The sequence below is a fragment of the Spirillospora sp. NPDC029432 genome, from assembly GCF_040703975.1.
In the GTDB taxonomy this organism is placed as follows: domain Bacteria; phylum Actinomycetota; class Actinomycetes; order Streptosporangiales; family Streptosporangiaceae; genus Spirillospora.
In genome coordinates, this window is the sequence record NZ_JBEZWH010000001.1 from 202,714 (window position 1) to 229,255 (window position 26,542).

The window sequence follows — 26,542 nt, forward strand, 5'->3', positions numbered from 1 at the left end:
AGGCCATCCCCACCCCTCTCGGACATAGGATGTCCGATGTCTTGGGAAGGGAGCTTCGTGAACAGGTTCGATGACGGCATCGCGGAATGGCTGCGGCGGCGGGCGCAGGACCCGACGGCCGCCGACACCTCCGTGGCAGGCGCCCGGCGGCACTCCGTGGCGGTGAACGACCGGTCCCGCGCACTCCTCGCCGATCCGCCCGTGCCGGCCGCGGAACGCGACGTCCGCCACGGCTCCGTGCCGGTGCGCGTCACCGAGCCCGCCGGCCGCACGCCCGGGACGACGATCGTGTTCTTCCACGGCGGCGGCTGGATCGCCGGGGACATGCGCACCCACCTCCAGCACATGCGCCGGCTGGCGGGCGAGACCGGCTGGAGCGTCGCCGGCGTGGAATACCGGCTGGCGCCCGAGCACCCGTTCCCGGCGGCGTTCGAGGACTGCCTGGCCGTGACCGAGGAGATCGCGGGCACGGGCGAGCGGGTTGTCGTCGCCGGTGACAGCGCGGGCGGGCAGCTGGCCGCGTCCGTCGCCCTCGCCTGCCGCGACCGCGGCGTGCCGCTGGCGGGCCAGCTCCTCATCGTGCCCGTCATCGACGTCACCGGCGGCTACGAGGACCCGGAGGTGAACGCCCGCTACCCCTCCCGGACGGAACGCGCGGAGGGGTACGGGCTCACGCGGGCGGGCATGGCGTGGTTCGCCGGGCTGTACGCCCGGCCCGCCGAGTGGGACGACTGGCGCGTGTCCCCGTGCCGCGCCGCCGACCTCTCCGGCCTCCCGCCCGCGGTCGTCCACACGGCCGGCTTCGACCCGCTGCGCGACGAGGGCAACGCGTACGCCGCCGCGCTCCGCGCCGCCGGCGTCCCGGTGGTCCACCGCGAGTGGCCGACGCTCAACCACGGCTACTTCGGCCTGGGCGGCGTCTCCGGCGCGGCCGAGCGCGCCGCCCGGCAGGCCGCCGCCGACCTGCGCGACCTGCTCAGCCGAGCGCGGCCGCGAACCGCGACGTGATCCACCGCGGATCGGTGATCGCGGTCCCGACCACCACCGACGTCGCGCCCGCCGCCAGCGCCGCCGCGGCCGCCTCGGGGGAGTGGTAGCGGCCCTCGGCGACGATCACCGCGGCCGGCAGCCTCCGCCGCAGCGCCCGCACGAGATCCAGGTCCGGCCCGTCCGGGACCGGGCCGGGTCCCGTGTACCCGGCGAGGGTGGTGGCCACGATGTCGGCGCCCGCGGCGTCCGCCGCCACGCCCTCCTCCAGCGTGGCGACGTCCGCCATGAACAGCGCCCCCGCCTCGTGCACGGCCGCGATCGACTCGCCGAGGGGGCGCCCGTCCGGCCGCGGCCGGAACGTGGCGTCCGCCGCCACGATCCGCGCGCCCGCCGCCACGACCGCGCGGGCCGCCGCGACGGTGGGCGTGATGAACACCCCGTCCGTCCCGTCCTTGGTCAGCCCGATGACGGGGACGTCCACGGCGCCCGCGATGGCCGCCACGTCCGCGACCCCGCCGACCCCGCCGCACCGGATCGCGACCGCCCCGCCCGCAACGGCGGACCGCGCCATCCGGGTGAGCGCGGCGGTGTCGCGTAGCGGATGCCCCTGCCCGGCCTGGCAGGAGACGATCAGCCGCCCGCGCGCGAGCGCGGCGAACGATTCCGGATTCACGTGACTGCTCTCTTCGCTAGGAGGGCGGCGCCCACCAGGGGGGCGTCGGTGCCCAGGGCGGCGGGGAGGATCGGGAGGGCGCGCAGGGGCGGGAGGGCCTCGGCGCGGAACGCGGCCGTCACCGCGTCCAGGAACGGGGCGCCGATCTGGGCCACGCCGCCGCCGAGCACGACCGCGTCGGGGTCCAGGACGGCGAGGAGCCCGGCCAGCGCCCGGCCCAGGACGCCGCCCGCGCCGGCGGGGTCGCCGGTGGCGGCGATGGCGGGGCCGGCGGCGACGGCCTCCAGATGGTCGCGGCGGCCGCAGCCGCACGGCACCGGCCCCCGTTCCGGGACGAGCAGGTGCGCCAGCTCGCCCGCGGTGCCGTGGGCTCCGCGTTCCAGTTCCCCGGCCGTGGTGAGGGCGCCGCCGACGCCCGTGCCGACGGACACGTGCAGGACGCGGCGGAAGGCCGCGCCCGCGCCCGCGCGGGCCTCGCCGTACGCCATGGCGCGCACGTCGTTGACGACCGCTACGGGCAGGCCGGTACGCTCCGCGAGCGCCTCCCGTACGGGGGTGCCCGCCCAGCCGGGCAGGACGTCGGTGGCGGACACGACGCGGCCCGCCGGGTCGACGACGCCGGGGGCGCCGACGCCGATCGCCGCGACGTCCTCGGCCGCGAAGCCGTCCAGGAGGCGGGCGGCCGCGTCCAGGACGGCCGTGCCGCCGCCGCGCGGGGTCGGCACGCGGGCGCGGCGCAGGACCGTTCCATCCCCGTCCGCCAGCGCGGCGGCGATCTTGGTCCCGCCGATGTCGAGCGCCGCGTACAGGCCGGTCACAGCAGTCCGGCGGCCACCAGCAGGCGGCGGACCCGGTCGGTCTCGGCGGCGTCCAGCGGGATCTGCGGCGGGGCCGTGACCGGGCAGTCGATCACGCCGAGCAGGTGCAGGGCGGCCTTGAACGAGCCCAGCGCGGACGACCCGCGCCCCATCCGGTCGGTGCCGCCGGCGTTGACGATGTCGAACAGCCGCAGCAGCCGCTCCTGCTCCGCGCGCGCCTCGTCCCAGCGTGCCTCGGAGGCGTGCCGGTACAGCCGGACGTAGCCCGCCGGGTCCACGTTGCCGAGGCCCGGGACGACGCCGTGCACGCCCATGGCGACGGCGGTGTCGACGGTCAGCTCGGCGCCGGTCAGCACGCTGAAGCCGGTCGTGCCCGCCTCGCGCAGCCGCAGCAGCAGCGTGCGCATCCCGCCGTCGTCGCCGCTGGAGTCCTTCACGCCCGCCAGCACGCCCTCGGCGGCCAGCCGCAGCAGCATCCCGGCGTCCAGCTTGCTGTGCACCGAGACCGGCAGGTCGTAGGCGTAGAGGGGGACCGGCACGGCGGCGGCGACGTCCCGCAGGTGCCGCTCGATCTCCGCCGGGTGCGTGCGGGTGTAGAACGGCGCGGTCGCCACGATGCCGTCGCAGCCGATCTCGGCCGCGGCCCGGGAGTGCTCGATCACCCGCAGGGTGGTCATGTCGATCGCGCCGGCCAGCACCGGGACCTGCCCCGCGACGTGCTTGACGACCGTCTCCAGCACGGTGCGCCGGTGCGCGTCCGGCAGGAACGCGACCTCGCTGGTGGAGCCGAGCACGAACAGCCCGTCCACGCCGGCGTCGAGGAGGTGCCCGACGAGCCGCTCCAGGGACGCGGTGTCGACCTCCAGCCCGGGGGTCAGCGGCGTGCAGACGGGCGGGACGACGCCGCCCGGCGCGGGACGTCCGGACGGGTCGGCGGGAGCGGCGGTCACGGATTCTCCTTGGTCACGGCGACGGCGAGGTCGGCCGGGTCGGTGATGGGGTGCAGGCACCGGAACAGGTGCCCGGGCTCGGACGCGGGCGCGAAATCGGGCATGGCCGTCCCGCACTCGCCGGTGGCGCGCCAGCAGCGGGTCCGGAACGGGCAGCCGCTGGGCGGGCGCACCGCCGACGGGACGGGCCCCTCCAGCCGGATCGGCTCCATCGGGTCGAGCAGGCTGGGGGTCGCCGACATCAGCGCCCGCGTGTACGGGTGGCGGGTGTCGCCGGCGGTCACCGCGCCGGCCGGGGCGTCCTCGACGATCCGGCCGAGGTACATGGTGACGACGCGGTCGGAGACGCGGCGGACGGTCTGGATGTCGTGCGACACGAACACCATCGACAGCCCGAGCCGGTCCTTCAGGTCCAGCAGCAGGTTGAGGATCTGCGCGCGGACGGACACGTCCAGCGCCGAGGTGGGCTCGTCGGCGACCAGCAGCGACGGCTCCAGCATCAGCGCGCGGGCGATCGCGACGCGCTGCCGCTGCCCGCCCGACAGCTGCCCGGGCAGCGCCGCGGCGGCCGACGCCGGCAGCCCGACCAGCGACATCAGCTCGCGGACGCGCTCGTCCCGCTCGGCGGGCGTGCCGCGCCGGTGGACGTCGAGCGGGTCGCGCAGGATCGCGCGGACGGGCAGCCGCCGGTTGAGGGCGGTGGCCGGGTCCTGGAAGACCATCCCGACGGACGCGCCGAGCCGCCGGGACCGGTCGGCCGAGCGGAGCGTCCCGAGGTCGTCGCCCTCGAACAGGACCGTCCCGGAGGTGGGCCGCTGGAGCCCGACCAGGACCTTCGCGAGCGTGGACTTGCCGCATCCGGACTCGCCGACGATCCCGACCGTCTCGCCGGGGGCGACGGCGAGGTCCGCCCCCGTCAGGGCGTGCACGTGGGCGCGCCGGAAGACGGATCCGGTACGGACGGGATGCCGTACGTGGACGTCCCGCAGCTCCATCACGGGCGTGCTCATCGGGTGCCTCCCGTCTTCGCCCCGGCGGCCGCGCCGAGGGGGTGGTGGCAGGCGAACGCGTGCCGGTGCCCGTCGCCGGACGGCTCCGGCCGTACCGAGCACGCGTCCGTGGCGGCGGCGCACCGGCCGGCGAACCGGCAGCCCGCCGGGAAGTGCGACGGCGACGGCACGACGCCGGGGATCTGCGCGGGCCGCGCGTCCGGGGTCTCCAGCGACATGACGGCGCCGAGCAGGCCGCGCGCGTAGTGGTGCCGCGGCGCGGCGACGACGTCGGCCGTCACGCCGGTCTCGGCGACCTGCCCGCCGTACATCACCACGACGCGGTCGGTGACGTCGGCGACCAGCGCGAGGTCGTGCGAGACGAGGACCAGCGCGAAGCCGAGCTCGGCGCGCAGCCGCAGCAGCAGCCGCATGACCGTGGCCTGGACGGTCACGTCCAGCGCGGTGGTCGGCTCGTCGGCGATGACCAGCCGCGGGTCCCGCGACAGCGCCATCGCGATCAGCACCCGCTGCCGCTGGCCGCCCGACAGCTCGTGCGGGTGGCTGCGCAGCGTCCGCTCGGGGTCCAGGCCGACCAGTTCGAGCAGCTCGGCCGGGGTGCGGGTGCCGCCGCGCCGGGTGAGCTGGCGGAGCTGGGCGCGGACGGTCATCGCCGGGTTCAGCGACGACAGCGCGTCCTGGTAGATCATCGCCATGTCGTGGCCGAGCAGCCTGCGCCGCTCGCGGGCCCGCATGGTGCGCAGGTCGCGGCCGTCGAACAGCAGCTCGCCGCCGATCCTCGCGGCGCGCGGCTCCAGGCCCATGACCGTGAGGCTGGTGAGGCTCTTGCCGCAGCCGCTCTCGCCGACCAGCCCGACGACCTCGCCGGGCCGCACGTCCAGGGACACCTTGTCGACCACGTTCACGTCGCCGTACCGGTCGGGGAACCCGATCGTGAGGTCGCGGACGCTCAGCAGCGGCTCGCCCTCGGGCAGCGGCCGGGCCCGCTCGGCGAGCCGCTGGCCCGCCTCGCGCAGCCCCTCGTCCACGGTGGCGTCGCGCGCCTCGTCCCGTTCGGGCCGCTCCACCGCGACCGCTGCGGGGGCGGTGGCCGCATCGTCGCCGGTACGGCCGGCGGGCGCGGCCCAGGCGTCCGACACGCCCTCGGACAGGACGTTCAGCACCAGCACCGAGACCAGGATGAACAGGCCGGGGAAGAACGTCGCCCACCAGCCGCCCGACAGTACCAGCGCCTTGCCGTAGGCGATCACGCTGCCCCACGACGGGTCCGGGTCCTGCACGCCCGCGCCGATGAACGACAGGCTCGCCTCGAACACGATCGCGTTGGCGACGACGATCGTGACGAACACCAGCACCGGCGCCGCGCAGTTGATCACGACGTGCCGGCGCAGGATGTGGCCGCGGCGGGCGCCGATGACGCGCTCCGCCGCGACGTAGTCCTCGCCGTACTGCGCCAGGACGTTCGCCCGCACGACCCGCGAGATCTGCGGCGTGTAGAGGAACGCGATCGTGCCGATCAGCACCGGCAGGCTCTTGCCGAACACGGTGACCAGCACGGCGGCCAGCGCGACGGCGGGGAACGCCATCACCACGTCCAGGCACCGCATGATCACTTCATCGACGGCGCGGTGCGAGGTGGCGGCCAGCGAGCCGAGCAGCGCGCCGGCGAGCAGCGCCAGCAGCGCGGCGCCCAGCCCGATCGCCAGCGACCAGCGCGCGCCGTGCAGGACGCGGGCGAACACGTCGCGGCCGACCCGGTCGGTGCCGAACCAGTGCTCGGCGGACGGGGCCTGCCCCGCCATCCCGGTGGTCAGCGGATCGTGCTGCGCGATCAGCGGCGCGCACAGCGCGGCCGCCACGATCACCAGCAGCACCGCCAGCGCGGCGCGGGACGCGGGCCGCAGCCGGCGCAGCGCGCGGACGGGCGCGGCCAGCGGGGCACGTGCGGCGCCGCTCATCGCGTCGCTCCCTTCAGCCGGGGGTTGGCGAACAGGTAGAGGATGTCGACCAGCAGGTTGACCAGCAGGAACGCCAGCGCGATCGACAGCACCACGCCCTGCACCAGGGCCGGGTCGCCCGCCGTCACGCCCTGCATGATGAGGGTGCCGAGGCCCGGCAGCCCGAAGATCGCCTCGACCACCACGGCACCGCTCAGCAGGTAACCGATCTGGAGTCCGAGCACGGTCAGCGGGGTGATCAGCGCGTTCCGCAGCACGTTGCGGCCGACGACCACCACGGGCGGCAGGCCGCCGCCGATCGCCGTCCGCACGTAGTCGCGGTCCAGCTCCTCGACCATCGCGGTACGGACGACGCGGGCGAGCAGCGACCCGACCGGGAACCCGACCGCCAGCGCGGGCAGCGCCATGCTGTTCAGCCACCCGCCGAACGAGTCGGCCGGATTGACGTACCCGCCGGTCGGGAACCAGTCGAGCCGCAGCGCGAACTGCTGGATCAGCAGGATGCCGAGCCAGAACGAGGGCATCGCGACGCCCGCCATGGACACCACCCGGATGAGCTGGTCGGGCCAGCGGTCCCGGAACAGCGCCGCGGTCACCCCGAGCAGCAGCGCGAAGACCACGCCGACGAGGACCGACAGCAGGGTGAGCTGCAGGGTGAGCGGGAAGGCGGTCCCGATCGCGCCGGTCACCGGGCGGCTCGGCGGCGCGGTGACCCCGAGATCGCCCTGGAGCAGGTCGCCGAGGAACCGGACGTAGCGCACCGGCAGCGGGTCGTCGAGCCCGTTCGCGGCCGCGTACGCCTCCCGCGCCTCGGGCGTCGACCCCTCGCCGAGGGCGTTGTACGCGGGATCGTTCGGGGAGAACCGCAGGACGACGAAGACGAACAGCGTGACGCCCAGGATCATGGGGATCAGGGCCAGCAGCCGTCCCGCCGCCATCCGCAGGATGGTCGCCATCTAGGTGGTGTCCGTTCTGTCAGTTCAGTCGGGCTCGGTCAGGCGCGGCCGACGTTCAGGAACGACAGGCCCGTGGTCGCGACCGGCTGGAAGCCCGCGAGCGCCTTGCCGTCCCAGGCCGTCACCAGCTTGCGGTGGAAGATCGGGTACAGCGCGGCCTGCTCGGCGACGATGTCGATGGCCTGGCCCCACAGCTTCTTGCGGGCCGCCGCGTCCGTCTCGCGCGCCGCCTCGTCCAGCAGCGAGACGACCTTCTTCGCCTCGGCCGTGCCGGAGTTGTAGCTGCGGGTCTCGGGCCAGGTGCCGACGTAGAACCAGCGCATCAGCAGGTCGACGTCGTTGCCGAACACCGACGGGTCGCCGGGCGCGGCCATGACCTGGTACTTGCCGGTGTCGACGCGGTTGGCGTACTGCCCGCCGGACTGGCCGACGTTCAGCGTGGTGGAGACGCCGATCGCGTCCCAGCTCTGCTTGATGAGGGGCGCGCAGTCCTTGACGAAGTCGGTGTCGGTGGTGAGCAGTTCGACCTTGAGGTTGCTCACGCCCGCGTCGGCGAGCAGCTTCTTCGCCTTCGCCGGGTCGTACCCGTAGACCGTGGACGCCTTGACGTAGTCGGGGTGCTCGGCCTGCAGAAAGCTGGTCGCGGCGGTGGCGTTGCCGAGCAGCGCCGTCTTGATGAGATTCTCGGTGTCCATCGCGTAGTGCAGCGCCTGCCGTACGCGCACGTCGTCGAACGGCTCGACCTTGCAGTTGAACATCAGGAACAGCAGCCCGAAGCTCTGCACCGACCGCACGTCGCTCTTCTTGGCCAGCGCGCCGGCGTTCAGGTACGGGACGGCCTCGATCGCCTGGACGCGGTCGGACTGGAGGGCGGTGACGCGGGCGTTCGGGTCGGTCAGCAGCAGCCAGGTCATCTTGGCGACCTTCGCGGGCCGCGGGCCGTTGTAGGCGTCGAACTTCGCGAACGACAGCCCGTCGCCGGCGTTGGCAGCGGTGAGCCGGTACGGGCCGGACCCGACCGGCAGCGAGTCGAACTTCTTCTGGTCCGCCTGGACGAGCTTCTTCGGCACGATCCGGACGACCGAGAGCCGCTCGCCGAAGAGGGCGAAGGCGTACTTCAGCGTGAACTCGACGGTCCTGCCATCGACCTTCTTCACCTCCTTGAGGAACGGGAGGAACTGCGCGAACAGCGAGGCGTTCTTCTCCTCCAGCACCCGCTCGAAGCTGAACACGACGTCGTCGGCGGTGACGGGCGAGCCGTCGTGGAACGTGGCGCCGTCCCGGAGCGTGACGCGGTAGGTCGTGTCGTCGACCTTGCTCGGGCTCTCCTTGGCCAGCGCGTTGTACGGCGCCCGCGACACCGGGTCCAGGTCGACCAGCGGCTCCAGCACGTGCAGGTTGGCGGCCACGGCGACGGCGCTGGAGGCGGTCATCGGGTCGAACCCGCCGGACAGCGCGTAGGAGAGCGCGGCCTGGATGGTGTTCTTGTCGCCGCCCGCACCGGCGCCGGTGGAGGAGGGCCCGCCGCACGCGGCCACGCTCGCGGTGATCGTCGCCGCGGCGCCGAGCAGTCCGGAGTAGCGCAGGAAGTCGCGGCGGTTCAGGCCGCGGGCGGACTGGAGATCGGTCACGTCGTCTCCCGGTGTTCGGAGGGATGTCGGGGGGTTTTCGGGGGCTGAGCGGTGGAGCGGTGGGCGGCGACGCAGGTCCCGGGGGAGGTAGGACGTCCAACGTCACTCGTCGGTGTACCGTAGGGCGCGGCACCGGCCAGGTCAAGGGCCGGTGCGCGAGGCGACGCCGGGTGAACGACGGTATGGGGAGCGTGAGCTGATGACCGCAGGCCGGACGCGGGGGCGCTCGACGAGCGGCCGGGCCAGCCGGACCGAGGAGGTGCAGCAGCGGATCAAGCAGCTGATCCTGGAGCGCGGCCTCGCGGTCGGCGACCCGATGCCCACCGAGTTCGAGCTGGTCGAGGAGCTGGACGTCAGCCGCAACTCGCTGCGCGAGGCGCTCAAGGCGCTGCAGGCCGTGGGCATCGTGGAGATCCGGCACGGGTTCGGCATGTACGTCGGCCGGATGTCGCTCGGCGCGCTGGTCGACGAGCTGACCTTCCACGCCCGGATGTCCCGCCGGCAGGGCCGCGACGACCTCGCCCACCTGGTCGACGTCCGGGAGATCCTGGAGCGCGGGCTGATCGAGCAGGTCATCGACCGCGGGCTGACCGCCGGCTCGCCCGAGCTGGACGAGATCGTGCGGCGGATGGAGGCCGAGGCGGCGGCCGGCGAGGTGACGCCGGAGACCGACCGGCTGTTCCACGAGCTGCTGTACAAGCCGCTGGGCAACCCGATCGTCAGCCAGCTGCTCGGCGCGTTCTGGGACGTGTACCGGACGCTCCAGCACGATCTGCCGCCGGTCGTCCAGGAGGCGGCCGACGTCGCGCAGCGGCACCGCGACATCTACGACGCGCTGCTCGCGGGCGACCGCACCGCGGCCGCCGCCGCGATGGCCGCGCACTTCCGCGGCATCAGGGTCCGGCTGGAGCTCGGCCGGGACTCCGCGGCGTCCGGGGCCTGAGGGGCGCCGGGGGTTGACGGGCGGGGCCGTCCCGCCTAGCTTCCCCGAGGGAGGGACATCCTACGTCCCACATCCCAGCTGGTCCGTCCGAAGGGTGAAGCCATGCCCCCGCACGCCCGACCTCAGCAACCCAGGCCCCCGCACGCCCGGCCCGCTCCCCGCCGCGCACCCGGCCGACGCGGGACCGCCGCTGCCGCGGCGGCCGCCGCGCTCCCCGTCCTCGCCCTGGCGTCCGCGCCCCCGGCCGCGCACGCCGACGCCCCCGGCCAGTCCGCCACCGTCACGCAGGACTGCACGTCGAGCCGCATCCAGGCGACCGTCGTCAACCGGACCGCCGCGGCCACCACGTTCACCCTCACCTGGCCCGGCACCGGCACCTGGACGGCCCGCGTCGCGGCCGGCGACAGCGCGCACTTCCACTTCACCAAGCCGACCGGCACCGCCTACACGCTCCGGACGACCACGCCCGAGGGCTTCGACCAGACCGACAGCGGCGTCCTCGACTGCTCCACCGCCATCAGCGCCCGCGCCACCATGGACTGCGGCTCCCCGCACCGCCTCCGCCTGATCCTCGCCAACCGCACGCCCGCCGCCAGATCGTTCACCGTCACCTGGCCCGGACGCTCCACGTCCACGGTCAGCGTCCCGGCGGGAGCGGGCGACGACTCCCTCTACTGGACGGTCCCCGACGGCACCGCGTACAACGTCCAGGTCTCGGCCGGCTCCTGGACGCGGACGCTCTCGGGCTCCACCGGCTGCGGCCTGGACGCCGGCGAGCCGGGCATGAACGCGCGGACCGTGCTGACCACGTCCACCGTGATCGAGGGGCTGGGCAAGGCCGCCAAGTCCGTGCGCATCCCCGCGCTGGCGGTCTCCAACGGCGGAACGGTCATCGCCACCATGGACGCGCGCGTCGACGGCAGCTACGACCTCGGCGGCGGCACCAACAACATCCAGATCGCCATGGCGCGCAGCACCGACGGCGGCACCACGTTCAGCACCCCGAAGATCATCGCGAAGGCGCCGGCCACGTCCCAGGGGTACGGCGACCCGAGCCTGCTCGTCGACCGGCGCACCGGCAAGATCTTCTGCTTCTTCACGTACTCGCCGCGCCCCGGCGTCGGCTACTTCTCCTCCACCCCCGGCGACACGTCCGAGACCGCGCCGGACAACACGCACATCCGGTACGTGGCCTCCACCGACGACGGCGCCACCTGGAGCGCCCCGGTCGACCTGAACCCGCAGGTGCGCAAGCCGGACTGGGCGGGCATGTTCGCCTCGTCCGGGCACGGGATCCAGCTCGCCTCGGGACGGCTCGTGCAGCCGATCGTCTACAAGGACGCGACCGGCGACCACGCGTCCAACATCTACTCCGACGACCAGGGCCGGACCTGGCGCAACGGCACGGCCGCGGCCACCGGCGTGAACGAGAGCAAGGCCGTCCAGCGCTCCACCGGCCGGGTCGCGCAGAACATGCGCAACAACGGCGGCGGCAACCGCTGGTACGCGACCGCGGCCGACGTCACCGCACCGTTCGGGACGAGCTGGAACAGCGGGCTCATCGACCCCGGCGTCAACGGCGACGAGATCTCCCACGTGCGCCCGGCCGCCGGAACACCGACGCTCACGAACGTCGCGCTGCACAGCAACACCGCCGCGACGAGCCGGACGAACCTGACGGTACGGGTCAGCCGCGACGACGGGACGAGCTGGCCGCGCGAGGCGCTGGTCAAGCCGGGCGCCGCCGGCTACTCCACGATGGCCGTGCTGCCTGACGGCTCCGTGGGGAACCTGTACGAGATCGGCGACACCGGCGGCATCGTCTTCACCCGGTTCACCCTGCCCTGGATCGAGTCGTGACGGCCGCGGGGACCAGGGCGGGAACCAGGGCGGGAACCAGGACGCGTCCGCGCGCGTCCTACCCGGTGCTCCCACGTACTCGAAGGGAGCCCGATGTCACGATCAGCCGCCCAGAACTCAGGCGCCAAGAACTCCGGAGACAAAAAATCCGGAGACAAGACGAGCCCGGTGGGCGTCATCGTCCTCTTCTCCATGTGGCTCGCCCTGGGGCTGATGCCGATCCTGTTCTCCCTGGGAGACATGCGGCTCGCGTTCGGGCTGACCGGCGAGCCGGGGACGGCCGTCGTCCAGTACTGCGCGGACCTCGGCGACGACCGCTACGACTGCCGCGGCCGCTTCGAGCCGGCGGACCCGCGCCGCGCCGCGACCGAGGACGTCCATCTCCCGCCGGATTCGGACGAGGGCGAGATGTTCCCGGCTCAACTGCGGCCGGACGGGGAGCACGCGGCGCCCGCGGGCACCCAGGGCCGGCTCGCGTCGCTGGCGCTGCCCGCGCTCGGGATGGTCTTCCTCGTACCGCTCCCGTGGGGCCTGGCCTCCCTGGTCACCAGCCGGCGGCCCGGACGGCTCTCGCTGTACGTGATGGGCGTCCTGGCCGGGGCGTTCGCGCTCCTGTGCGTGGTGGGCATGGTCGCCTCGTCGGCGTAGCGCCCTAGCCGGGGACCGCGGCCGGGGCCGCGGTCAGGGGCGGTCGGCGGCGGGGCTGGGCGGCGGCGCGTTCACGCTGAGCGCGACCGACATGCCCAGCCCCGCCGCCAGCGCCATCGTGACCAGAACGAAGAAGAAGCGGTGCATGGAGCCGTCCTCTCAGGTGCGCGCGGCGGCGGGCTCGGGCTCGGGGGCGGCGGGGGGGTCGGCGGTGGGGTCGTCTGGGGCGACCGGCAGGCCGCCGGAGGTGTAGGCGTGCCCGTCGTTCGTGATGGCGGCCGACTCGTACCCGGAGCCCGAATCGGCCAGCCGCGCGAGCCACAGCAGGCCGTCCATGCCCATCGCCAGCGCGGCGGTGGCGTACGCGTCCGCGAGCCCCAGGTCGGGTCCCGTGACGGTGACCGAGCGCAGGGCGCGCGCGGGCTCGCCGGAGTGCGGGTCGATGACGTGCGGGCCGCGCTCGTACGTCCCGGACGTGGCGACCGCGAAGTCCGTGCCGGCGACCACCCAGGCCGACCGGTCCGGCTCCCACGGATGCCGGATCCCGACGCGCCAGTCGCGGCCCGGCTCGGGGCGCCCCCGGCCGCGGACGTCGCCGCCCGCGTTCACGCAGTGGTTGAGCGCCCCCGCCCGCGCCAGCCGCGCCGACGCGACCTCGACCGACCAGCCCTTCACGTACCCGGACGGGTCGAGCCGCCCGGCCGCCCGCGCGTCGAAGGTGCCGCCGGTCTCGCGGCGCAGCGCCTCGCAGGCGTCCAGCACGGCGCGGGTGTCCGGCGAGCAGTCCGCGAGGGACAGCTCGCCGCGGTCCAGCCGGCTGATCTCGCTGTCCTCGCGGTACGTGCTGAACCGCCGGTCCACCTCGTGCAGCCAGGCGCACGTCCGCTCGACGAGCCCGGCCAGCGTCGCCGCGGGCAGCGGGTCGGTGATCTCGATGGTGACCGCGGTGCCCATGACGTCCTCGACGTGGTACACCATCAGGCCCTCGCCGCTTCCAGCGCCGACCGCAGCGAAGTGGCGAACGAGCCGCTGGTGTAGGTGGCGCCGGAGACGGTGTCGACCCGCGCGCCCTGCGCGCGCAGCGTCTGCTGCCGCAGGACGGGGATGGCCCGCCGGTTGACCTGGAGGGTCTTGGCGGGGGTGGTGCCGTGCTTGGCGGCGACGCCGGTGATCCGCCCGTTCGCCACCCTGATGGTGACCTGGATGGGGCCGTGCCGGTTGACCGAGGTCGCCCCGCGGTACACCCCGTCGTTCAGCCCGTTCCCCGCCGCGCTCCGGCGCGTGTTCCGCGCCTGCGGCGACTTGCTCGCCGTGCGGGACGGGCTCGGCTCGGCTTCCAGGTCGCCGCTCTCCCCGGCGGCCTGGTTCGCCCCGGCGTTGTCGGCCTCGAACGCGGCGTCCGCCCCGAACTTGGCCCCGAGGAGCAGGGCGGTCCCGGCCAGCGTGCCGGCGACCGCCGCGGTGGCTCGGCGCATCACGTACCTCCCAATGGTCAGAACGGGCTGGGTCTAGAACTCGAAGGGGTCCAGGTGGATCTGGCCGCGGCGCACGCGCAGCCGCCGCAGCGTGGCGAGCGCGGCCTGCACCATCCCGGGCGGGCCGCACAGGTACACGTCGCGCTCGCGGACGTCCGGGACCAGCTCCCGCAGCCCCTCGGGCGTGAACAGGCGCTGCGGCCCCGGCTCGTCCCGCGAGCCCAGCACGTACCGCAGGTCGTGGCCGCGCCGGTGCGCGACGCCGCGCAACTCGTCGCGGAAGATGACGTCGCCGGGCCCGGTGGCGCGGTAGATGACGGCGGTGCCGCCGGGCAGCTCGTCCATCAGGGCGCGGATGGGGGCGATCCCGCTGCCGCCGGCGATCAGCAGCGCCTTCGGCCGGGTGCGGTGGCCCGCGGTGAACGTTCCGGAGGGGCCGCTCGCGAGCACCCGGACGCCGGGCCGCATCCGGCTCAGCTCCTCGGTGTGGCCGCCGACCGCGTTCACCGTCAGCCGCAGCCACTGCTGGTTGGGTGCCGCCGACAGCGAGAACGGGTGCGACTGCCACCACCCGTTCCCGGTCAGGAACCGCCAGCGGAAGTACTGCCCGGCGCGCGCCTCCAGCCGGTCCAGCCGCCGGCCGCCCACGTAGATCGAGAACATCGTGTCCGACTCGGCGACCACGTCGATCACCTGGAGCCGGTGCCGCAGGTTGAACCACAGCGGCTCCACGACCCGCCCCCATGCCAGGCACGCGATGACCAGCGCGTAAAGGCTCATCCAGAACCAGCGGCCGAAGCCCTCCCGGGACAGCTCGGTCCCTTCGGTGAACTGGTGCCCGTACCCGAGGATCAGGATCGCGTACGTGGCCAGGTGCAGCCAGTGCCACAGCTCGTACGGCAGCCGGCGGCGCAGCCCCCGGATCGCCAGCGCGCTGATCGCCACCATGATCCCGACCGCGGCGAACGCGCCGGTCAGCGTCCCGAACAGGGTCCTGGTCTCGGCGACGATCGTGACGCCGTCGGTCATCGCGTACCCGACCGTGATGTAGCCGGCGTGCGCCAGCACCATCACCAGCAGGTACGCGCCCAGCCGCCGGTGCCAGCGCATCAGGTCGCGGCCGCCGACCCACGTCTCCAGCCACGACACCCGGCTCATCAGCAGCACCTGCACGAGCAGCAGGTAGCCGCCGACCAGGCCGGTCACCCGCCCGGCGGCGGTGACGACCTCGGCGGGCTCGCTGAGGCCGCTGGGCGGCGTGCCGAACACCCACAGCGCGACGCTGGTGGCCAGCAGCGCCCAGAAGAGCATGACGACCAGCAGCCGGTTCCCGGCGGTCCGCGCCGCCGGCGCCGGTGCCGCCCGCCGCCGCGGGGGCGCCGCGCGCTCGGTCCGTTCCCAGAGGCCCGCGTCCCGCGAGTAGCGCGGGCCGCGCGGGTCCTCCAGGACCGCCGTCGGGTTCTCGGGCCGCGCGCCGTGCCGCGGATCCGGCGGCCACGACAGATCAGGCGCCTGGCGCACGCGGCGCCGGTCCCAGGCGCTGCCGTACGCCTCGCCGACAGAGTGCACACCGACCTCCGTGAGGGTTCGGGGGCCCACCGCTCCGGAAGCGTCCCGTCCACCCGGAGCCTGACGGCATGTCGTACGGTCGGCCCCGCGCGTCCGGTTCACCTCACGGCGGCGCGCGTGCCCGCCCTACCTCACGAGCCGCGCGGCGGCGGTGGCGGGCTGCCGGGATGCCGGCCCAGCTCGCGCTCCCAGAACAGCGCGGCCTCGCGGTCGGCGTCCGTGCAGCCGCACTCGCGGGCGTGCCGGGTGAGCGAGGCGGCCCGGCGGATCAGCGCCGAGGCGCGCACGGCGGCGCAGCCGCACCGGTGCGCGACCGGCGCCCCGGTCGTCGGGCTGACCGGCGGCACGGGCCCGGCGCAGTCGCACAGCGGCGAGCCGCGCATCTCCAGCTCGTCCGCGAACATCGCCCGCCGCACGTCGCCCATGCCCGCCATCCTCTCGCCATCGCCTCCCCCGGCGAACGGAAAACGCCATGGAATGTCGGCCGCCGCCCGTACGGTGATGCTCCATGATCGATCACCCCCCGCCGGCCGAGGACGTCCTGACCATCCCGCCGGGCTGGCGCCGCGGCATCCATCCCCGGCACGGCGGCATCGCCGGTCCCAGGATCGCGCTCGGCGCGGCCGCGGCGGAACCGCCCGCGCGCGCCCTGGACGAGGCCCGCGCGGACGTCGAACGCCTGCTCGCGGACCCGGCGACCGCCCCCGCCCTGGTCGCGGCCGCCCGCGCCCACCTGGACGGGACCCCGGACCCGCTCGGCGCCGCCGTCCTGGCGAGGATCACCGGCGGCTGGGCGGGCTCGTCCGTCCGGAGCCACGAGTTCGTGGACGCCTGGGCGTTCGAGCACGGAGCGGCGTTCGCGGCCCGCGCGTTCACCGAGTGGTGCGCGCTGGAAGCCGCGTGGGAGCAGCCCCGGGGAGCGCGCGAACGGCACTGCGCGCAGATCGGGTACGCGCCGCGGGGAACGGTCGACGCGCGGGCCGCCCACCGGGCACGGTCGCTGCTGGCGGCCGCGTCCGAGGAGGAGTACGCCGAGGCCTGGCGGCGGCTCGCGGAACACCGCCGCACCCACGTGCAGTGTTACGTCACCGCCTACCTCCTCCCCGGGCGCCGGGACTGGGTGACCGAACTCTGCCGCGATCCCGACGAAGTACCGCGCGTCCTGCTGTTCGCGTCCCTCGGCACGCCGGACCAGCTCGACCTGCTCGGCGACTGGGCGACGCTCACCATCCCCGACTGCTACGAGAAGGAGACGCTCCGGACCCTGGCCGAGGGACTCGGAACGGCCGCCGCGCCGCTGCTGGCCGACGCCCTGGACCGGATGGTCGAGGACGCGACGCGCTGCAAGAACCTGGCGGAGGCACTGGCCGTCCTGCCGTCGGACGAGGCGTTCCGCGCGCTCGTCCGGCACCGCGGCAACCGGCACGTCTCCGCCGCGCTGGCCAAGGCCGCCGAGCGCTTCCCCGCGCGCGCCGCCCGCGAGCTGGGTACGGGAGGGCCCGCCACGGACGGCGACCTGGACGGCGTTCCGGCCGTGCTGGCGGACGCGCCGTGGACGCGCGAACCGGAACGGCCGGAGCCCGTGGTCGTCACCGGGCTGCCCGTACCGGAACCGCACATGGCCTGGGACGGCGGCGAGGCCGAGGCGTGGCGGAAAGCGGCCTGGTTCCCCATCCCGTCCGGCTGGTACGGCGACGGCGCGGCGCGCGGGCCGTGGGACGGGCGCATCGCCGACTTCGAGGCCGGCCGGCTGGCGAGCCACCAGCAGGTGGCCCTTCTCCTGCTCGCCCCGGTGGAGGAGGTCCGGCACCTGCTCGACGGCTGGTACCCGGCGCGGGACGACCACACCGCGGAGACGACCGAGCATTGGGTGCCCTCGCTCGCCGCCCGCTTCGGGCTCGACGCGCTCGACGCCGTCCTCAAGGGCGCGCGGAAGAGGCCGGGGAAGTGCGGGCACGCGGTGGTGCCGTACGCGGCCGAGCCGGTCGCCCTCCTGGTGAGCGACTGGCTGCTGCGCGTCAAGTCCGGCCGCCCGCACGCGGAGGCGTGGCTGCGAAGGCACGGTGCCGGCGCCGTACGGCTGCTCCTTCCCGCCGCGCTCGGCAAGCCCGGCAAGCGGCGCGACGCGGCCGAGCGCGCGCTGCACTTCCTGGCCGGCGAGCTGGGACACGAGACCGTCGTCGAGGCCGCGCCGGACCAGCGGGCGGCGCTCGGAACGCTGCTGGATTCGGGCCCCCGCGAGCTCGCGCCGCGCAAGGTCCCGGAGGTCGGCCCGTTCGCCGACCCGTCCGCGCTGCCTCCGGTACGGCTGAGAACCGGCGGCAGGGCGCTGCCGGCCACGGCCGTCCGGAACCTGCTGACCCTCCTCGCGATGCCGGACGCGCCGGGCCTGGACGAGGTGCGGGAGGCCTGCGACGCGGAGTCGCTGGCCGCGTTCGCGTGGGCGCTGTTCGAGCGGTGGCGCGAGTACGGCGAGGCGCCCGGCGGCGCGTGGGCGCTGACGGCCGCCGGCCTTCTCGGCGACGACGCGGCCGCCCGCCGCCTTGAGCCGATCATCCGCGCCTGGCCGGGGGAGAACGGCCACCACAAGGCCGTCAGGGGCCTGGACGCGCTCGCGCTGATCGGCTCGGAGACCGCGCTGATGCTGCTCGACGGCATCGCGCGGAAGTCCGGATTCAAGGCGATCAAGGTGCGGGCGGGGGAGAAGATCGAGGAGGTCGCCGGCCGGCTCGGCCTGACGGGCGAGCAGCTCGCCGACCGCCTCGTTCCCGGCTACGGCCTCGACGCCGACGGCGGCATGACGCTGGACTACGGGCCGCGCCGCTTCACGGTCGGCTTCGACGAGCAGCTCAAGCCGTACGTGACCGACGCCGAGGGCAGGCGCCGCGCCGCGCTCCCCAAACCGGGCGCCAAGGACGACCCCGACCTGGCGCCAGCCGCGCACGCCGCGTTCAGCCGGCTCAAGAAGGACGTCCGGGCGGCCGTGCCGAACCAGGTCCGGCGCCTCGAACTCGCCATGACGACCGGCCGCGCCTGGACCCTCGCCGAGTTCCGCGACCTCCTCGTCCACCATCCCCTGATGTGGCACCTCGTGCGGCGGCTGGTGTGGGCGGCGGACGGCACCGCGTTCCGGCTCGCCGAGGACCGCACGTTCGCCGACATCGACGACAAGGCGTTCACTCCGGACGAGAACGCGACGATCACCCTGCCGCACGCCGTGTCGCTGGACCGCGCGTGGCGGCACGTCCTCGCCGACTACGAGATCGTCCAGCCGTTCCCGCAGGTGGACCGGCCCGTCCACCACCTGACCGGGGACGAGCGCGGCGCCGTCCGGCTGGCCCGCTTCGAGGGGCGCACGGCGCCCTGGGGCAAGGTCCTCGGGCTTCAGAAGCGCGGCTGGTACCGCGGCGAACCGCAGGACAACGGCACCGAACGCTGGATCTCCCGCCCCGTCCCCGGCGGCCTGCACGTCGTGATCGGCCTCGATCCCGGCATCCAGGTCGGGTACGGCGACCAGAACGAGGACCAGATCCTCGACGTCGTATGGCTCGCGGCCGAGCCCGGCGACTTCCGCGGCGGGGACGACCACCCCCGCTTCGGCGGGCTGGACGCGGTTACCGTCTCCGAGGTCCTGGCCGACCTGGCGGCGATCACCGAGTCCTAGGACGGCACGGGGAACGCGACCGGGCTGCGGTGGCCGGCCCGGTCCACGGCGCGGACGCCGAAGAACACGTTGTCCTTCGACAGGTCGACGCGGGCCTCGGTGACGTTCCCGACCGGCAGGACGTGCGTCCAGTCCGGGTTGGTGGTCTCCCGCCACACCACCTCGTACCCGGCGAGATCGGGTTCCGTGCCGCGGTCCCACACCAGGTCGGTGTCGTTGGTGAGCCGGTCCGTCCGGATGCGGGCGTTCCTCGGCGTCCCCGGCGCCTGCGCCAGGGACCACAGGACCGCGGCGTTCACCCGGGCGACGCGGGCGATGTACGGGAAGTCGCAGAACTCGGGCAGGTCGCCGTACTGCTTGCCGTCCTCGACGCGGACGTCCTGGTGCTGGTGCGCGAAGTCCTCGTGCGGCTCGGTGAACCGGGCCGCGGGATAGCCCTGCTCCAGGAACCCGATGTGGTCGCCGCCGCGCAGGTAGCGGTCGCGCCGGTAGATGACGCGGATGTCCATGCCGGTCACGCGCCGGCCGGCGACCGAGCGGGCGAATCTCGCCAGCTGCCGGGACGGGGAGTCGTTCTCGCCGCCGACCGACCGCCGGACGTTCGCCTCCGCGGGGGTCTCGGCGGTCGGCACGCCCTCGGCGAACAGCCGCACCGTACGGGGATCGCGGGTGCCGTCGTCGGCCGTGCCGCTGCCGACGATGTCGTTGGTGAACATCGCCTGCACGTCGGCGCCCGCCTCCTTGTACCGGCGGGCCATGTGCCGGGCCCCGTACAGGCCCTGCTCCTCCCCGGCCACGGCGGCGAACACGATCGTCGCCTCCGGCCGCCGGGTCGCCATCACCCGCGCGAGCTCCATGGCGACCGCCACCCCGGACGCGTCGTCGTCGGCGCCGGGCGAGTCGGCGGTGGCGTTCATGACGTCGGAGACGCGGGAGTCGTAGTGCCCGGACACCACGTAGATCCGGTCGGGTGCCACCGAGCCGCGCAGCGTCGCCATCGGGTTCGTGATCCGGGTCGCGACCGGGATCCGCGAGGCGGGCTCCTGCACGTACGACTGCGCCTCCACGGTCATCCGCCCGCCGGACGCCGCCGCGTACCGCCGCAGCTCCGCCAGGATCCAGTCGCGGGCCGCGCCGATGCCGCGGCGCGGGTCGTCCTGGCTGGACAGCGTGTGCCGGGTGCCGAAGCCCGCGAGCTTGCGGACGATCGCCTCGATCCGGCGCTCGTCGATCTCGCGCAGCAGGGCGCGCAGCTCCGCGTCCGGCGGCTGCTCCCGGACGGGCCTCCCGGGGCCGTCCGGCCCGGCCGCCGCGGCGGGCGGCGCCGCGCCCAGCGCGGCACCGGCCGTGACGGCGGCCGTCGAAGCGGAGAGAAAGGTCCTGCGGCTCGCCCTGGTACGGCCCTCATCGTCAGTCACAAACCGGGTGTACGCGCCCCCGTACCGCGTGTCCAGGGTCGAAAGCTGCCAGCGATCGGAACGCCCGGCTGTGCAGAATTCGCCGGTGAGCCGGTCACCCGAGGAAGTCGGCGAGCCCCTGGAGGAGGCGGTCGACGTCTCCGGCGTCGTTGTACGGCGCCAGCCCCACGCGCAGGCCGCCGGTGTCGCCGAGACCGAGCCGGCGGGACGCCTCGATCGCGTAGAACGAGCCCGAGGGCGCGTCGACGCCGCGTTCGGCGAGGAAGCGGTACGCGTCGGCGGTGTCGCGGCCCTCGATGGTGAGCAGGAGGGTGGGGGTGCGCTCGGCCGCCCGCGACAGGACGGTGACGCGGTCGAGACCGGCCAGGCCCTTCTCGATCCGGACGCGGAGGGCGTCCTCGTGCTCCTCCAGGGCGGCGTACGACGCGATCAGCCGCTCGCGGCGGCCGCCCTCGGCGTGCGGCGCCAGCCCGGCGAGGACGTCGACCGCGGCGGTGGCACCGGCCAGCAGCTCGTAGGGCAGGGTGCCGAACTCGAACCGTTCCGGGACGGCGTCCGTCGAGGGCAGCAGCTTGTCCGGCCGCAGCGTCTCCAGGAGTCCGGGACGGCTCGCGAGGACGCCCATGTGCGGCCCGAGGAACTTGTACGGCGAGCACGCGAAGAAGTCGGCGCCGAGCCGTTCGACGTCCACGGAGGCGTGCGCGGTGTAGTGCACGCCGTCGACGTAGAGCAGGGCCCCGGCGTCGTGGACGGAACGGGCGATCTCCGAGATCGCGGGGCGCGTGCCGATCAGGTTGGAGGCGGCGGTGACCGCCACCAGGCGGGTGCGCTCGGACAGCACCGCGCGGACGGCCTCCGCGGGCAGCTCGCCGGTGGCGGGGTCGAAGTCGGCCCAGCGAACCGTGGCGCCCGCCCCCGCGGCGGCCTGGACCCACGGGCGGATGTTGGAGTCGTGGTCCAGGCGGGTCACGACGACCTCGTCCCCGGGCGCCCAGGTCTTGGCGAGCGTGCGGGCGAAGTCGTACGCCAGCTGGGTGGCGCTGCGCCCGAACACGATCCCGGCCGGGTCCGCGCCGAGCAGGTCGGCCAGCGCCCGCCTGGCCGCGGCGACGATCGCCTCCGCGTTGCGCTCGCCGCGGGTGACGTCCCCCCGGTTGGACAGCGGCGCGGACAGGGCGGCGGCGATCGCTTCGATGACGGGGCGCGGCGTCTGCGTGCCGCCGGGCCCGTCGAAGTGCGCGCCTCCGGCGTCCAGAGCCGGGAACAGCGCGCGGACGGCGGCGGCATCGTAGGCCATGGGGGAACTCCGTTCCGGGGTCGGCGGGGCCGGTGTCGGATGACCATATCTACCGGAATCGCCCCTGATCCGCGTTACCCTGGCGGGGGTTCGGGGGAACGCCGCATACGAGACGGGGAAGGCCGGTTATGGGCGAGGAGTTCGTACCCCCTGGGATCGATCCGACCGTGATGAGCCACGCCCGCGCGTACGACTACGTGCTGGGCGGGAAGGACAACTACGCGGTCGACCGGGAGGCGGCCGGGGCCGTGATGGCGCTGGCGCCGGACCTGCCGGTGCTGGGGAACGCGCAGCGCCGGTTCCTGCTGCGGGTGACGCGGATGTGCGCCGAGGCGGGGATCGACCAGTTCCTGGACATCGGCGCCGGGCTGCCGACGGCCCCGAACGTGCACGAGACCGCCAAGGCGATCGACCCCGACGCGCGCGTGGTGTACGTCGACTACGACCCGCTCGTGACCGTCCACAACAGCGCGCTGCTGGCCGGCGTGCCCGGCGTGGTGTCGATCGTGGGCGACGTCCGGGACCCCGACTCCATCATCGACGCGCCCGAGGTCGTGAAGCTGATCGACTGGGAGCGGCCGGTGCTGCTGCTGTTCGTCGGCCTGTTCCACCTGGTGGGCGACGGCGACGACCCGGCGGGCATCGTGGCGCGGTTCCGCGAGCGGGTGGTGCCGGGCAGCCACATTATGCTGTCCCAGTTCTGCTCCGACGGCAGCGATCCGAGCGCCCGGGCGAAGCTGGAGGAGATCTCGGCGGACTCGCCGTCCCCGATGTGCTTCCGCACGCGCGAGCACATCGCCTCCTTCTTCGAGGGGCTGGACGTCCTCGACCCCGGTGTCGTCGACGTCCAGGACTGGTGGCCGGACGAGTCGGCGCCGCCGACCGGGCTGAAGGTCGCGGCGGGCGTCGGCGTCGTCCGCTGACGCCCGCCGCCAGGCCCGCAGCGGCCGCGTCAGTCCCGGAACTCGGGCGGCCGGTTCTCCTTGCGGGCCTGCACGGCCTCCTGGAAGTTCTGCGTCGTGAGGCGGACGAACAGCTGCCCGAGCCCTTCCTGGCCCATGTGCGCGTCCAGGCTGCCCGCGTCGAGCCCCGACCACAGCGTCCGCTTGGTCAGCTCGACGCCGGGCCGGCTGAACGCGGCGATCCGCTCGGCGAGCTGGAAGCAGTCGTCCAGGAGCTTCTCGCCGGCGACGACGCGGGACACCAGCCCGATCCGCTCGGCCTCGGCGGCGTCCACGTCCCGGCCGGTGAGCATGATCTCGAACGCCCGGGACGAGCCGACCGCGCGCGGCAGCAGGTAGCTGAGGCCCAGCTCGCTCGCGGTCAGCCCGTTGTTGATCCCGGCCGCCCGGAACACCGCGGCGTCGGCGGCGATCCGGATGTCGGCGGCCAGGCTCAGGCACATCCCCCCGCCGATCGCCGGCCCGTTCACCGCCGCGATCACCGGCTGGTGGGCGCGGCGCATCGCGCGGACGACGTCGTCCAGCAGCTCCATCGAGCGCAGCGCGATCGAGGTGGGCGTCAGCCCGTCGATGCCCGGGATGCGGCCCGCCGACTCCAGGTCGGCGCCGGAGCAGAAACCCCGCCCGCTGCCCGTGATCACGATGGCGCGGGTGTCGTTGTCGCGGCTCGCCTCCTCCAGCGCCTCCCGGAACGGGACCATGACGTCGAACGCCATCGCGTTCATCCGTTCGGGGCGGTTGAGGGTGATGAGCGTGACGTGCGGGCGGGGCTTGTCGGTCAGGACGAACGGCATGCGGGCTCCTCGCTGTGCGGCCGGGGAGGGCACTGTACCCAGCAAGCGCTAGGTTACTTGGTGGCGAGCGCGCGCAGCCGGGCGTCCAGCCCGTCGAGGTCGGGGACGAACCACACGTGGCCGGACGTGTCGGACTCGCGGACCAGCGCCCGCAGCGCGGAGCTCTCCGCCAGGTGGCGGGAGATGTCGCCCACGACCGCCAGCCGCAGCCGGTAGGTGGCGAACTTCTGCATGATCTCGCCCGCGACGCGGGTGCCGAGGGTGAAGAACCGCGGGTCCAGCCGGTCCACCGGCACGGCCACCGCCTCGGCGCCGAGGAACACCGCGCCGATCAGGTCGAGCGCGTCCTCCAGGGTGGCCACCGGCGGGCCGGCCGGGTCGCACACCAGCACCGGCACCCCGGCCCGCTCCTGGATCTCGTCGGGCATCGTCTACCTTTCCTTTCGAGTTGCTTCAACCACGCAGGAACGCCAGCACGGTCTCGGTCTGGCCGAGGATCGCGTGGCCAGTGCCGGGCAGGACCTCGACGGCCGCATCCGGGACGTTCCGCCGCACGCGCCGCGCGGTCTCCGCGGAGTCGAACATCACGTCCCGCGCTCCGACGATCACCAGCAGCGGCATGCCCAGCCCGCGCAACTGCTCGTCGGAGAACACGGGCAGCCGCTCCGTACGCGGCCTGAACTGCGAGAACGTCAGCGTCAGGAAATCGAGCGCGGGCCCGTGCTCCGGCGCGTCCAGGCCCGCGACGACCGCCACCGACCGGCGCGTCCCCCGGCGGCCGAACAGGCGCAGCACCATCGCCTTGAACAGCCAGCCCATCGTCTGCCGCCCGATCCCGCCGGGGCACAGCAGCGCGAGCCGCGCCACCCGGCCCGGCCGGCGGACCGCGTAGTCCAGCGCCGCCCAGCCGCCGAGCGAGGTGCCGGCGAACGACGCGGCGCCGATCCCGAGCCCGTCCAGCACGTCGTCCAGCCACAGCGCGACCGCCTCGGTCCCCAGCACGGGGCGCGACTGGGCGCTCAGCCCCGGCTCGCCGACGAGGTCGACGGCGTAGGTGCGGAAATGCCGCGACCACGAGGCGATGTCGCCCTGCCAGGTCACGGCGTTCGCCCCGGAGCCGTGCAGGAGCAGCAGGGGCGGCGCGTCCTCGGGGCCGGAGACGAGGACGAACGTCTCGCCCTCGCGCGTCGGCACCCGCACGTGCTCGGCGGGGACCGGCCAGGTGCGCAGCGCGTCCTCGTACCGCCGCCGGATCTCGTCCTGCCCGGCGGCGGACTTGTAGATGGTGGTCACGCCTCCATCACCCCTTCGATGTAGTCGAGCAGCCGGGCGGTGTCGCCCAGCCCGCCCAGCACGACGACCTTCATCCGGGCCCGCTCCCGGTCGTACACCGTCTCGATCCGCAGCGGCGCGTCGCCCGCCCCGCGGCCGGAGCCCACGGTGGTCAGGAGCGTGGTGATCCGGTCGGCCGTCGCGGTGTCGACCCCGTCGAGCTCGACGATGCTCGACACCTCGCTGTGCCGCCGCCCGGCCGTTCCCGCCGCGGGCACGGGCGCGGGACGGCCGGTGAACGCCTCCAGGTCCTCGGGCGCGATCCGGTACTGCTTGCCGATGCGGACGGCCTTGAGCCGCCCGTCCCGGACGTAGTTGCGGATCGTCCGCACATGCAGTCCGAGCCGCTCGGCGACCTGTTCCACAGAGTAGAAGCGTTCTGTCACGAAATTACCTTATCTTCCGCTATCTGCATCTACCAAACGACTTTTAGCGGAAGATGGGGAGTGCTGACCCGGCATGCGTCCCCGTCGGGTAGGCCCTCACCGCGAGGATTCGGAACGCGACGCGAAGAGGGCGGGGGGCATGGCCGACATGCTGGCCGGGCGGCTGAACGTGCGGACCCGGAGCTTCACGGTGACGGAGGTCCCCGTGCCGGAGCCGGGGCACGGCGAGGTGCGGATCGCGGTGAAGGCCGCGGGAGTGTGCCTGTCCGACGTGCACCTGATCGACGGCACGGTGAGCCCGCTCTACCTGAAGGGCGACGAGGTGACGCTGGGCCACGAGGTCGCGGGCGTCGTGGACGCGCTGGGGGAGGGGGCCGGCCGGTTCGAGGTCGGGCAGCGCGTCCTGCTCCAGGCGGGCGAGGAGGACCTGGACGGCACGGTCCGCACGCGCGGCGTCGACTACGACGGGGGCTGGGCGGAGTACGCCGTCGCCACCGAGCGGACGGTCGTGCCGATCCCGGACTCGCTGCCGTTCGAGCAGGCCTGCATCATCCCCGACGCGGTGTCCACGCCGTGGGCGGCCATCACCGCCACCGCCCGCACCGAGGCGGGCGAGGCCGCCGGCGTCTGGGGCGTGGGCGGGCTCGGCGCGCACGCGGTGAAGCTGCTGCGCCTGATCGGCGCCGCGCCGATCATCGCGATCGATCCGGTCCCGGCGGCACGCGAGCGGGCCGTCCGGTTCGGCGCGGACCACGTCCTCGACCCCGGGGCGGCGGACTTCCGGGACGCCGTCCGCGCGGCCACGGGCGGGCGGGGCCTGGCGGCCGCGTTCGACTTCGCGGGCGTCCCTGCCGTACGGGAGCAGGCACTCGGCGTCATGGGCAGGCGGGCCCGGCTGGTGCTGGCCGGGCTGAGCGGCCGGCCGGTGACGATCGCCGAGGACACCTTGTTCAGCTACCTCCGGCAGCAGATCCTCGGCCACTACGGCTCCGAGCCCGAGCACGTCGAGCAACTCGTCCGCCTGGTCGGGCAGGGCCGCCTCGAACTCGCCGAGTCGGTCAGCGACGTGCTGCCCCTCGCCGACGCCGCGCTGGCCGTGGAACGCGCGGAGAAGAAGACCGGGAACCCGATCCGCCTGATCCTCCGCCCCTGATCACCGCCCCTGATCCGCCGTCCGGCGGACGGATGTCGGTGCTTGATCATAAGGT

General features: G+C 74.4%; 24 protein-coding genes. 7 read left to right on the forward strand and 17 right to left on the reverse strand.

Annotated features, from left to right (window positions below):
- The first annotated feature begins 57 nt into the window (after positions 1-57).
- Entirely contained in the window at positions 58-1,008 is a 951-nt protein-coding gene (locus tag AB0881_RS00875; protein WP_366613193.1) for an alpha/beta hydrolase, read from the forward strand.
- Here the strand turns inward: AB0881_RS00875 and AB0881_RS00880 are convergent.
- The 7 genes from AB0881_RS00880 to AB0881_RS00910 are packed head-to-tail and all read right to left on the reverse strand — an operon-like array spanning position 977 to position 8,986.
- Complete coding sequence (locus AB0881_RS00880; protein WP_366613195.1) at positions 977-1,663, reverse strand: putative N-acetylmannosamine-6-phosphate 2-epimerase; 687 nt, start codon at positions 1,661-1,663, stop codon at positions 977-979. The two genes, AB0881_RS00875 and AB0881_RS00880, sit on opposite strands and share 32 nt — an antisense overlap.
- On the reverse strand, positions 1,660-2,481 hold the full coding sequence (locus AB0881_RS00885; RefSeq protein ID WP_366613197.1) for an ROK family protein: 822 nt from the start codon (positions 2,479-2,481) through the stop codon (positions 1,660-1,662). The genes AB0881_RS00880 and AB0881_RS00885 overlap by 4 nt, the downstream gene beginning before the upstream one ends.
- Positions 2,478-3,431 carry a dihydrodipicolinate synthase family protein gene (locus AB0881_RS00890; protein ID WP_366613199.1) on the reverse strand — a complete coding sequence of 318 codons (954 nt, stop codon included), beginning with the start codon at positions 3,429-3,431 and terminating at the stop codon, positions 2,478-2,480. The genes AB0881_RS00885 and AB0881_RS00890 overlap by 4 nt, the downstream gene beginning before the upstream one ends.
- Complete coding sequence (locus AB0881_RS00895; RefSeq protein ID WP_366613201.1) at positions 3,428-4,441, reverse strand: oligopeptide/dipeptide ABC transporter ATP-binding protein; 1,014 nt, start codon at positions 4,439-4,441, stop codon at positions 3,428-3,430. Before AB0881_RS00895 ends, AB0881_RS00890 begins: the two co-directional genes overlap by 4 nt.
- Positions 4,438-6,399 (reverse strand): dipeptide/oligopeptide/nickel ABC transporter permease/ATP-binding protein, encoded by a 1,962-nt coding sequence (locus tag AB0881_RS00900; RefSeq protein WP_366613203.1) that lies wholly within the window; start codon positions 6,397-6,399, stop codon positions 4,438-4,440. Before AB0881_RS00900 ends, AB0881_RS00895 begins: the two co-directional genes overlap by 4 nt.
- On the reverse strand, positions 6,396-7,355 hold the full coding sequence (locus AB0881_RS00905; protein ID WP_366613205.1) for an ABC transporter permease: 960 nt from the start codon (positions 7,353-7,355) through the stop codon (positions 6,396-6,398). Before AB0881_RS00905 ends, AB0881_RS00900 begins: the two co-directional genes overlap by 4 nt.
- Positions 7,356-7,393: 38 nt before the next feature.
- Complete coding sequence (locus AB0881_RS00910) at positions 7,394-8,986, reverse strand: ABC transporter substrate-binding protein (RefSeq protein ID WP_366613208.1); 1,593 nt, start codon at positions 8,984-8,986, stop codon at positions 7,394-7,396.
- A gap of 199 nt (positions 8,987-9,185) precedes the next feature.
- Between AB0881_RS00910 and AB0881_RS00915 the strand changes: the two genes are divergently transcribed.
- From AB0881_RS00915 to AB0881_RS00925, 3 genes are all read left to right on the forward strand, one after another.
- Positions 9,186-9,929, forward strand: a complete 744-nt coding sequence (locus AB0881_RS00915; protein ID WP_366613210.1) for an FCD domain-containing protein — start codon at positions 9,186-9,188, stop codon at positions 9,927-9,929.
- 102 nt (positions 9,930-10,031) lie between these two features.
- Positions 10,032-11,789 (forward strand): sialidase family protein, encoded by a 1,758-nt coding sequence (locus AB0881_RS00920; RefSeq protein WP_366613212.1) that lies wholly within the window; start codon positions 10,032-10,034, stop codon positions 11,787-11,789.
- 168 nt (positions 11,790-11,957) lie between these two features.
- Positions 11,958-12,437 carry a hypothetical protein gene (locus tag AB0881_RS00925; protein WP_366613214.1) on the forward strand — a complete coding sequence of 160 codons (480 nt, stop codon included), beginning with the start codon at positions 11,958-11,960 and terminating at the stop codon, positions 12,435-12,437.
- A gap of 159 nt (positions 12,438-12,596) precedes the next feature.
- Here the strand turns inward: AB0881_RS00925 and AB0881_RS00930 are convergent, their stop codons facing one another.
- The 4 genes from AB0881_RS00930 to AB0881_RS00945 all read right to left on the reverse strand — a co-directional run bounded on the left by AB0881_RS00930 (position 12,597) and on the right by AB0881_RS00945 (position 15,906).
- Positions 12,597-13,415, reverse strand: coding sequence for an FAD:protein FMN transferase (locus AB0881_RS00930; RefSeq protein ID WP_366613216.1), 819 nt, complete (start codon positions 13,413-13,415; stop codon positions 12,597-12,599).
- The gene (locus tag AB0881_RS00935) at positions 13,415-13,912 is read right to left on the reverse strand and encodes an FMN-binding protein (protein WP_366613218.1); all 498 of its coding nucleotides are present in this window, start codon (positions 13,910-13,912) and stop codon (positions 13,415-13,417) included. Before AB0881_RS00935 ends, AB0881_RS00930 begins: the two co-directional genes overlap by 1 nt.
- A 33-nt stretch (positions 13,913-13,945) precedes the next feature.
- Positions 13,946-15,481, reverse strand: coding sequence for a ferredoxin reductase family protein (locus AB0881_RS00940; protein ID WP_366613220.1), 1,536 nt, complete (start codon positions 15,479-15,481; stop codon positions 13,946-13,948).
- A 131-nt stretch (positions 15,482-15,612) separates the two neighbouring features.
- Positions 15,613-15,906, reverse strand: a complete 294-nt coding sequence (locus tag AB0881_RS00945; RefSeq protein ID WP_366613222.1) for a hypothetical protein — start codon at positions 15,904-15,906, stop codon at positions 15,613-15,615.
- A gap of 83 nt (positions 15,907-15,989) precedes the next feature.
- On the opposite strand from AB0881_RS00945, the gene AB0881_RS00950 reads away from it, so the two are divergent.
- The gene (locus AB0881_RS00950; protein WP_366613223.1) at positions 15,990-19,145 is read left to right on the forward strand and encodes a DUF4132 domain-containing protein; all 3,156 of its coding nucleotides are present in this window, start codon (positions 15,990-15,992) and stop codon (positions 19,143-19,145) included.
- On the opposite strand, the gene AB0881_RS00955 is transcribed toward AB0881_RS00950, so the two are convergent.
- Positions 19,142-20,563 carry a M20/M25/M40 family metallo-hydrolase gene (locus tag AB0881_RS00955; protein ID WP_366613225.1) on the reverse strand — a complete coding sequence of 474 codons (1,422 nt, stop codon included), beginning with the start codon at positions 20,561-20,563 and terminating at the stop codon, positions 19,142-19,144. The two genes, AB0881_RS00950 and AB0881_RS00955, sit on opposite strands and share 4 nt — an antisense overlap.
- Positions 20,564-20,657: 94 nt before the next feature.
- On the reverse strand, positions 20,658-21,860 hold the full coding sequence (locus AB0881_RS00960; protein ID WP_366613227.1) for a cysteine desulfurase-like protein: 1,203 nt from the start codon (positions 21,858-21,860) through the stop codon (positions 20,658-20,660).
- Between the two features lie 128 nt (positions 21,861-21,988).
- On the opposite strand from AB0881_RS00960, the gene AB0881_RS00965 reads away from it, so the two are divergent.
- On the forward strand, positions 21,989-22,783 hold the full coding sequence (locus tag AB0881_RS00965; RefSeq protein ID WP_366613229.1) for an SAM-dependent methyltransferase: 795 nt from the start codon (positions 21,989-21,991) through the stop codon (positions 22,781-22,783).
- 29 nt (positions 22,784-22,812) lie between these two features.
- On the opposite strand, the gene AB0881_RS00970 is transcribed toward AB0881_RS00965, so the two are convergent.
- From AB0881_RS00970 to AB0881_RS00985, 4 genes are read right to left on the reverse strand one after another with little or no spacing between them, the layout of a single operon-like run.
- On the reverse strand, positions 22,813-23,616 hold the full coding sequence (locus AB0881_RS00970) for an enoyl-CoA hydratase (protein ID WP_366613231.1): 804 nt from the start codon (positions 23,614-23,616) through the stop codon (positions 22,813-22,815).
- A gap of 53 nt (positions 23,617-23,669) precedes the next feature.
- Positions 23,670-24,044 (reverse strand): DUF4180 domain-containing protein, encoded by a 375-nt coding sequence (locus AB0881_RS00975; protein WP_366613233.1) that lies wholly within the window; start codon positions 24,042-24,044, stop codon positions 23,670-23,672.
- A 25-nt stretch (positions 24,045-24,069) separates the two neighbouring features.
- Positions 24,070-24,909, reverse strand: a complete 840-nt coding sequence (locus AB0881_RS00980; protein WP_366613235.1) for an alpha/beta fold hydrolase — start codon at positions 24,907-24,909, stop codon at positions 24,070-24,072.
- On the reverse strand, positions 24,906-25,334 hold the full coding sequence (locus tag AB0881_RS00985; protein WP_366613237.1) for a helix-turn-helix domain-containing protein: 429 nt from the start codon (positions 25,332-25,334) through the stop codon (positions 24,906-24,908). Before AB0881_RS00985 ends, AB0881_RS00980 begins: the two co-directional genes overlap by 4 nt.
- A 139-nt stretch (positions 25,335-25,473) precedes the next feature.
- Here AB0881_RS00985 and AB0881_RS00990 point away from each other — a divergent pair, with 139 nt between their 5' ends.
- Positions 25,474-26,487: a zinc-binding dehydrogenase gene (locus AB0881_RS00990; RefSeq protein ID WP_366613239.1), complete on the forward strand. Its 1,014-nt coding sequence runs from the start codon at positions 25,474-25,476 to the stop codon at positions 26,485-26,487.
- The last annotated feature ends 55 nt before the right edge of the window (positions 26,488-26,542 follow it).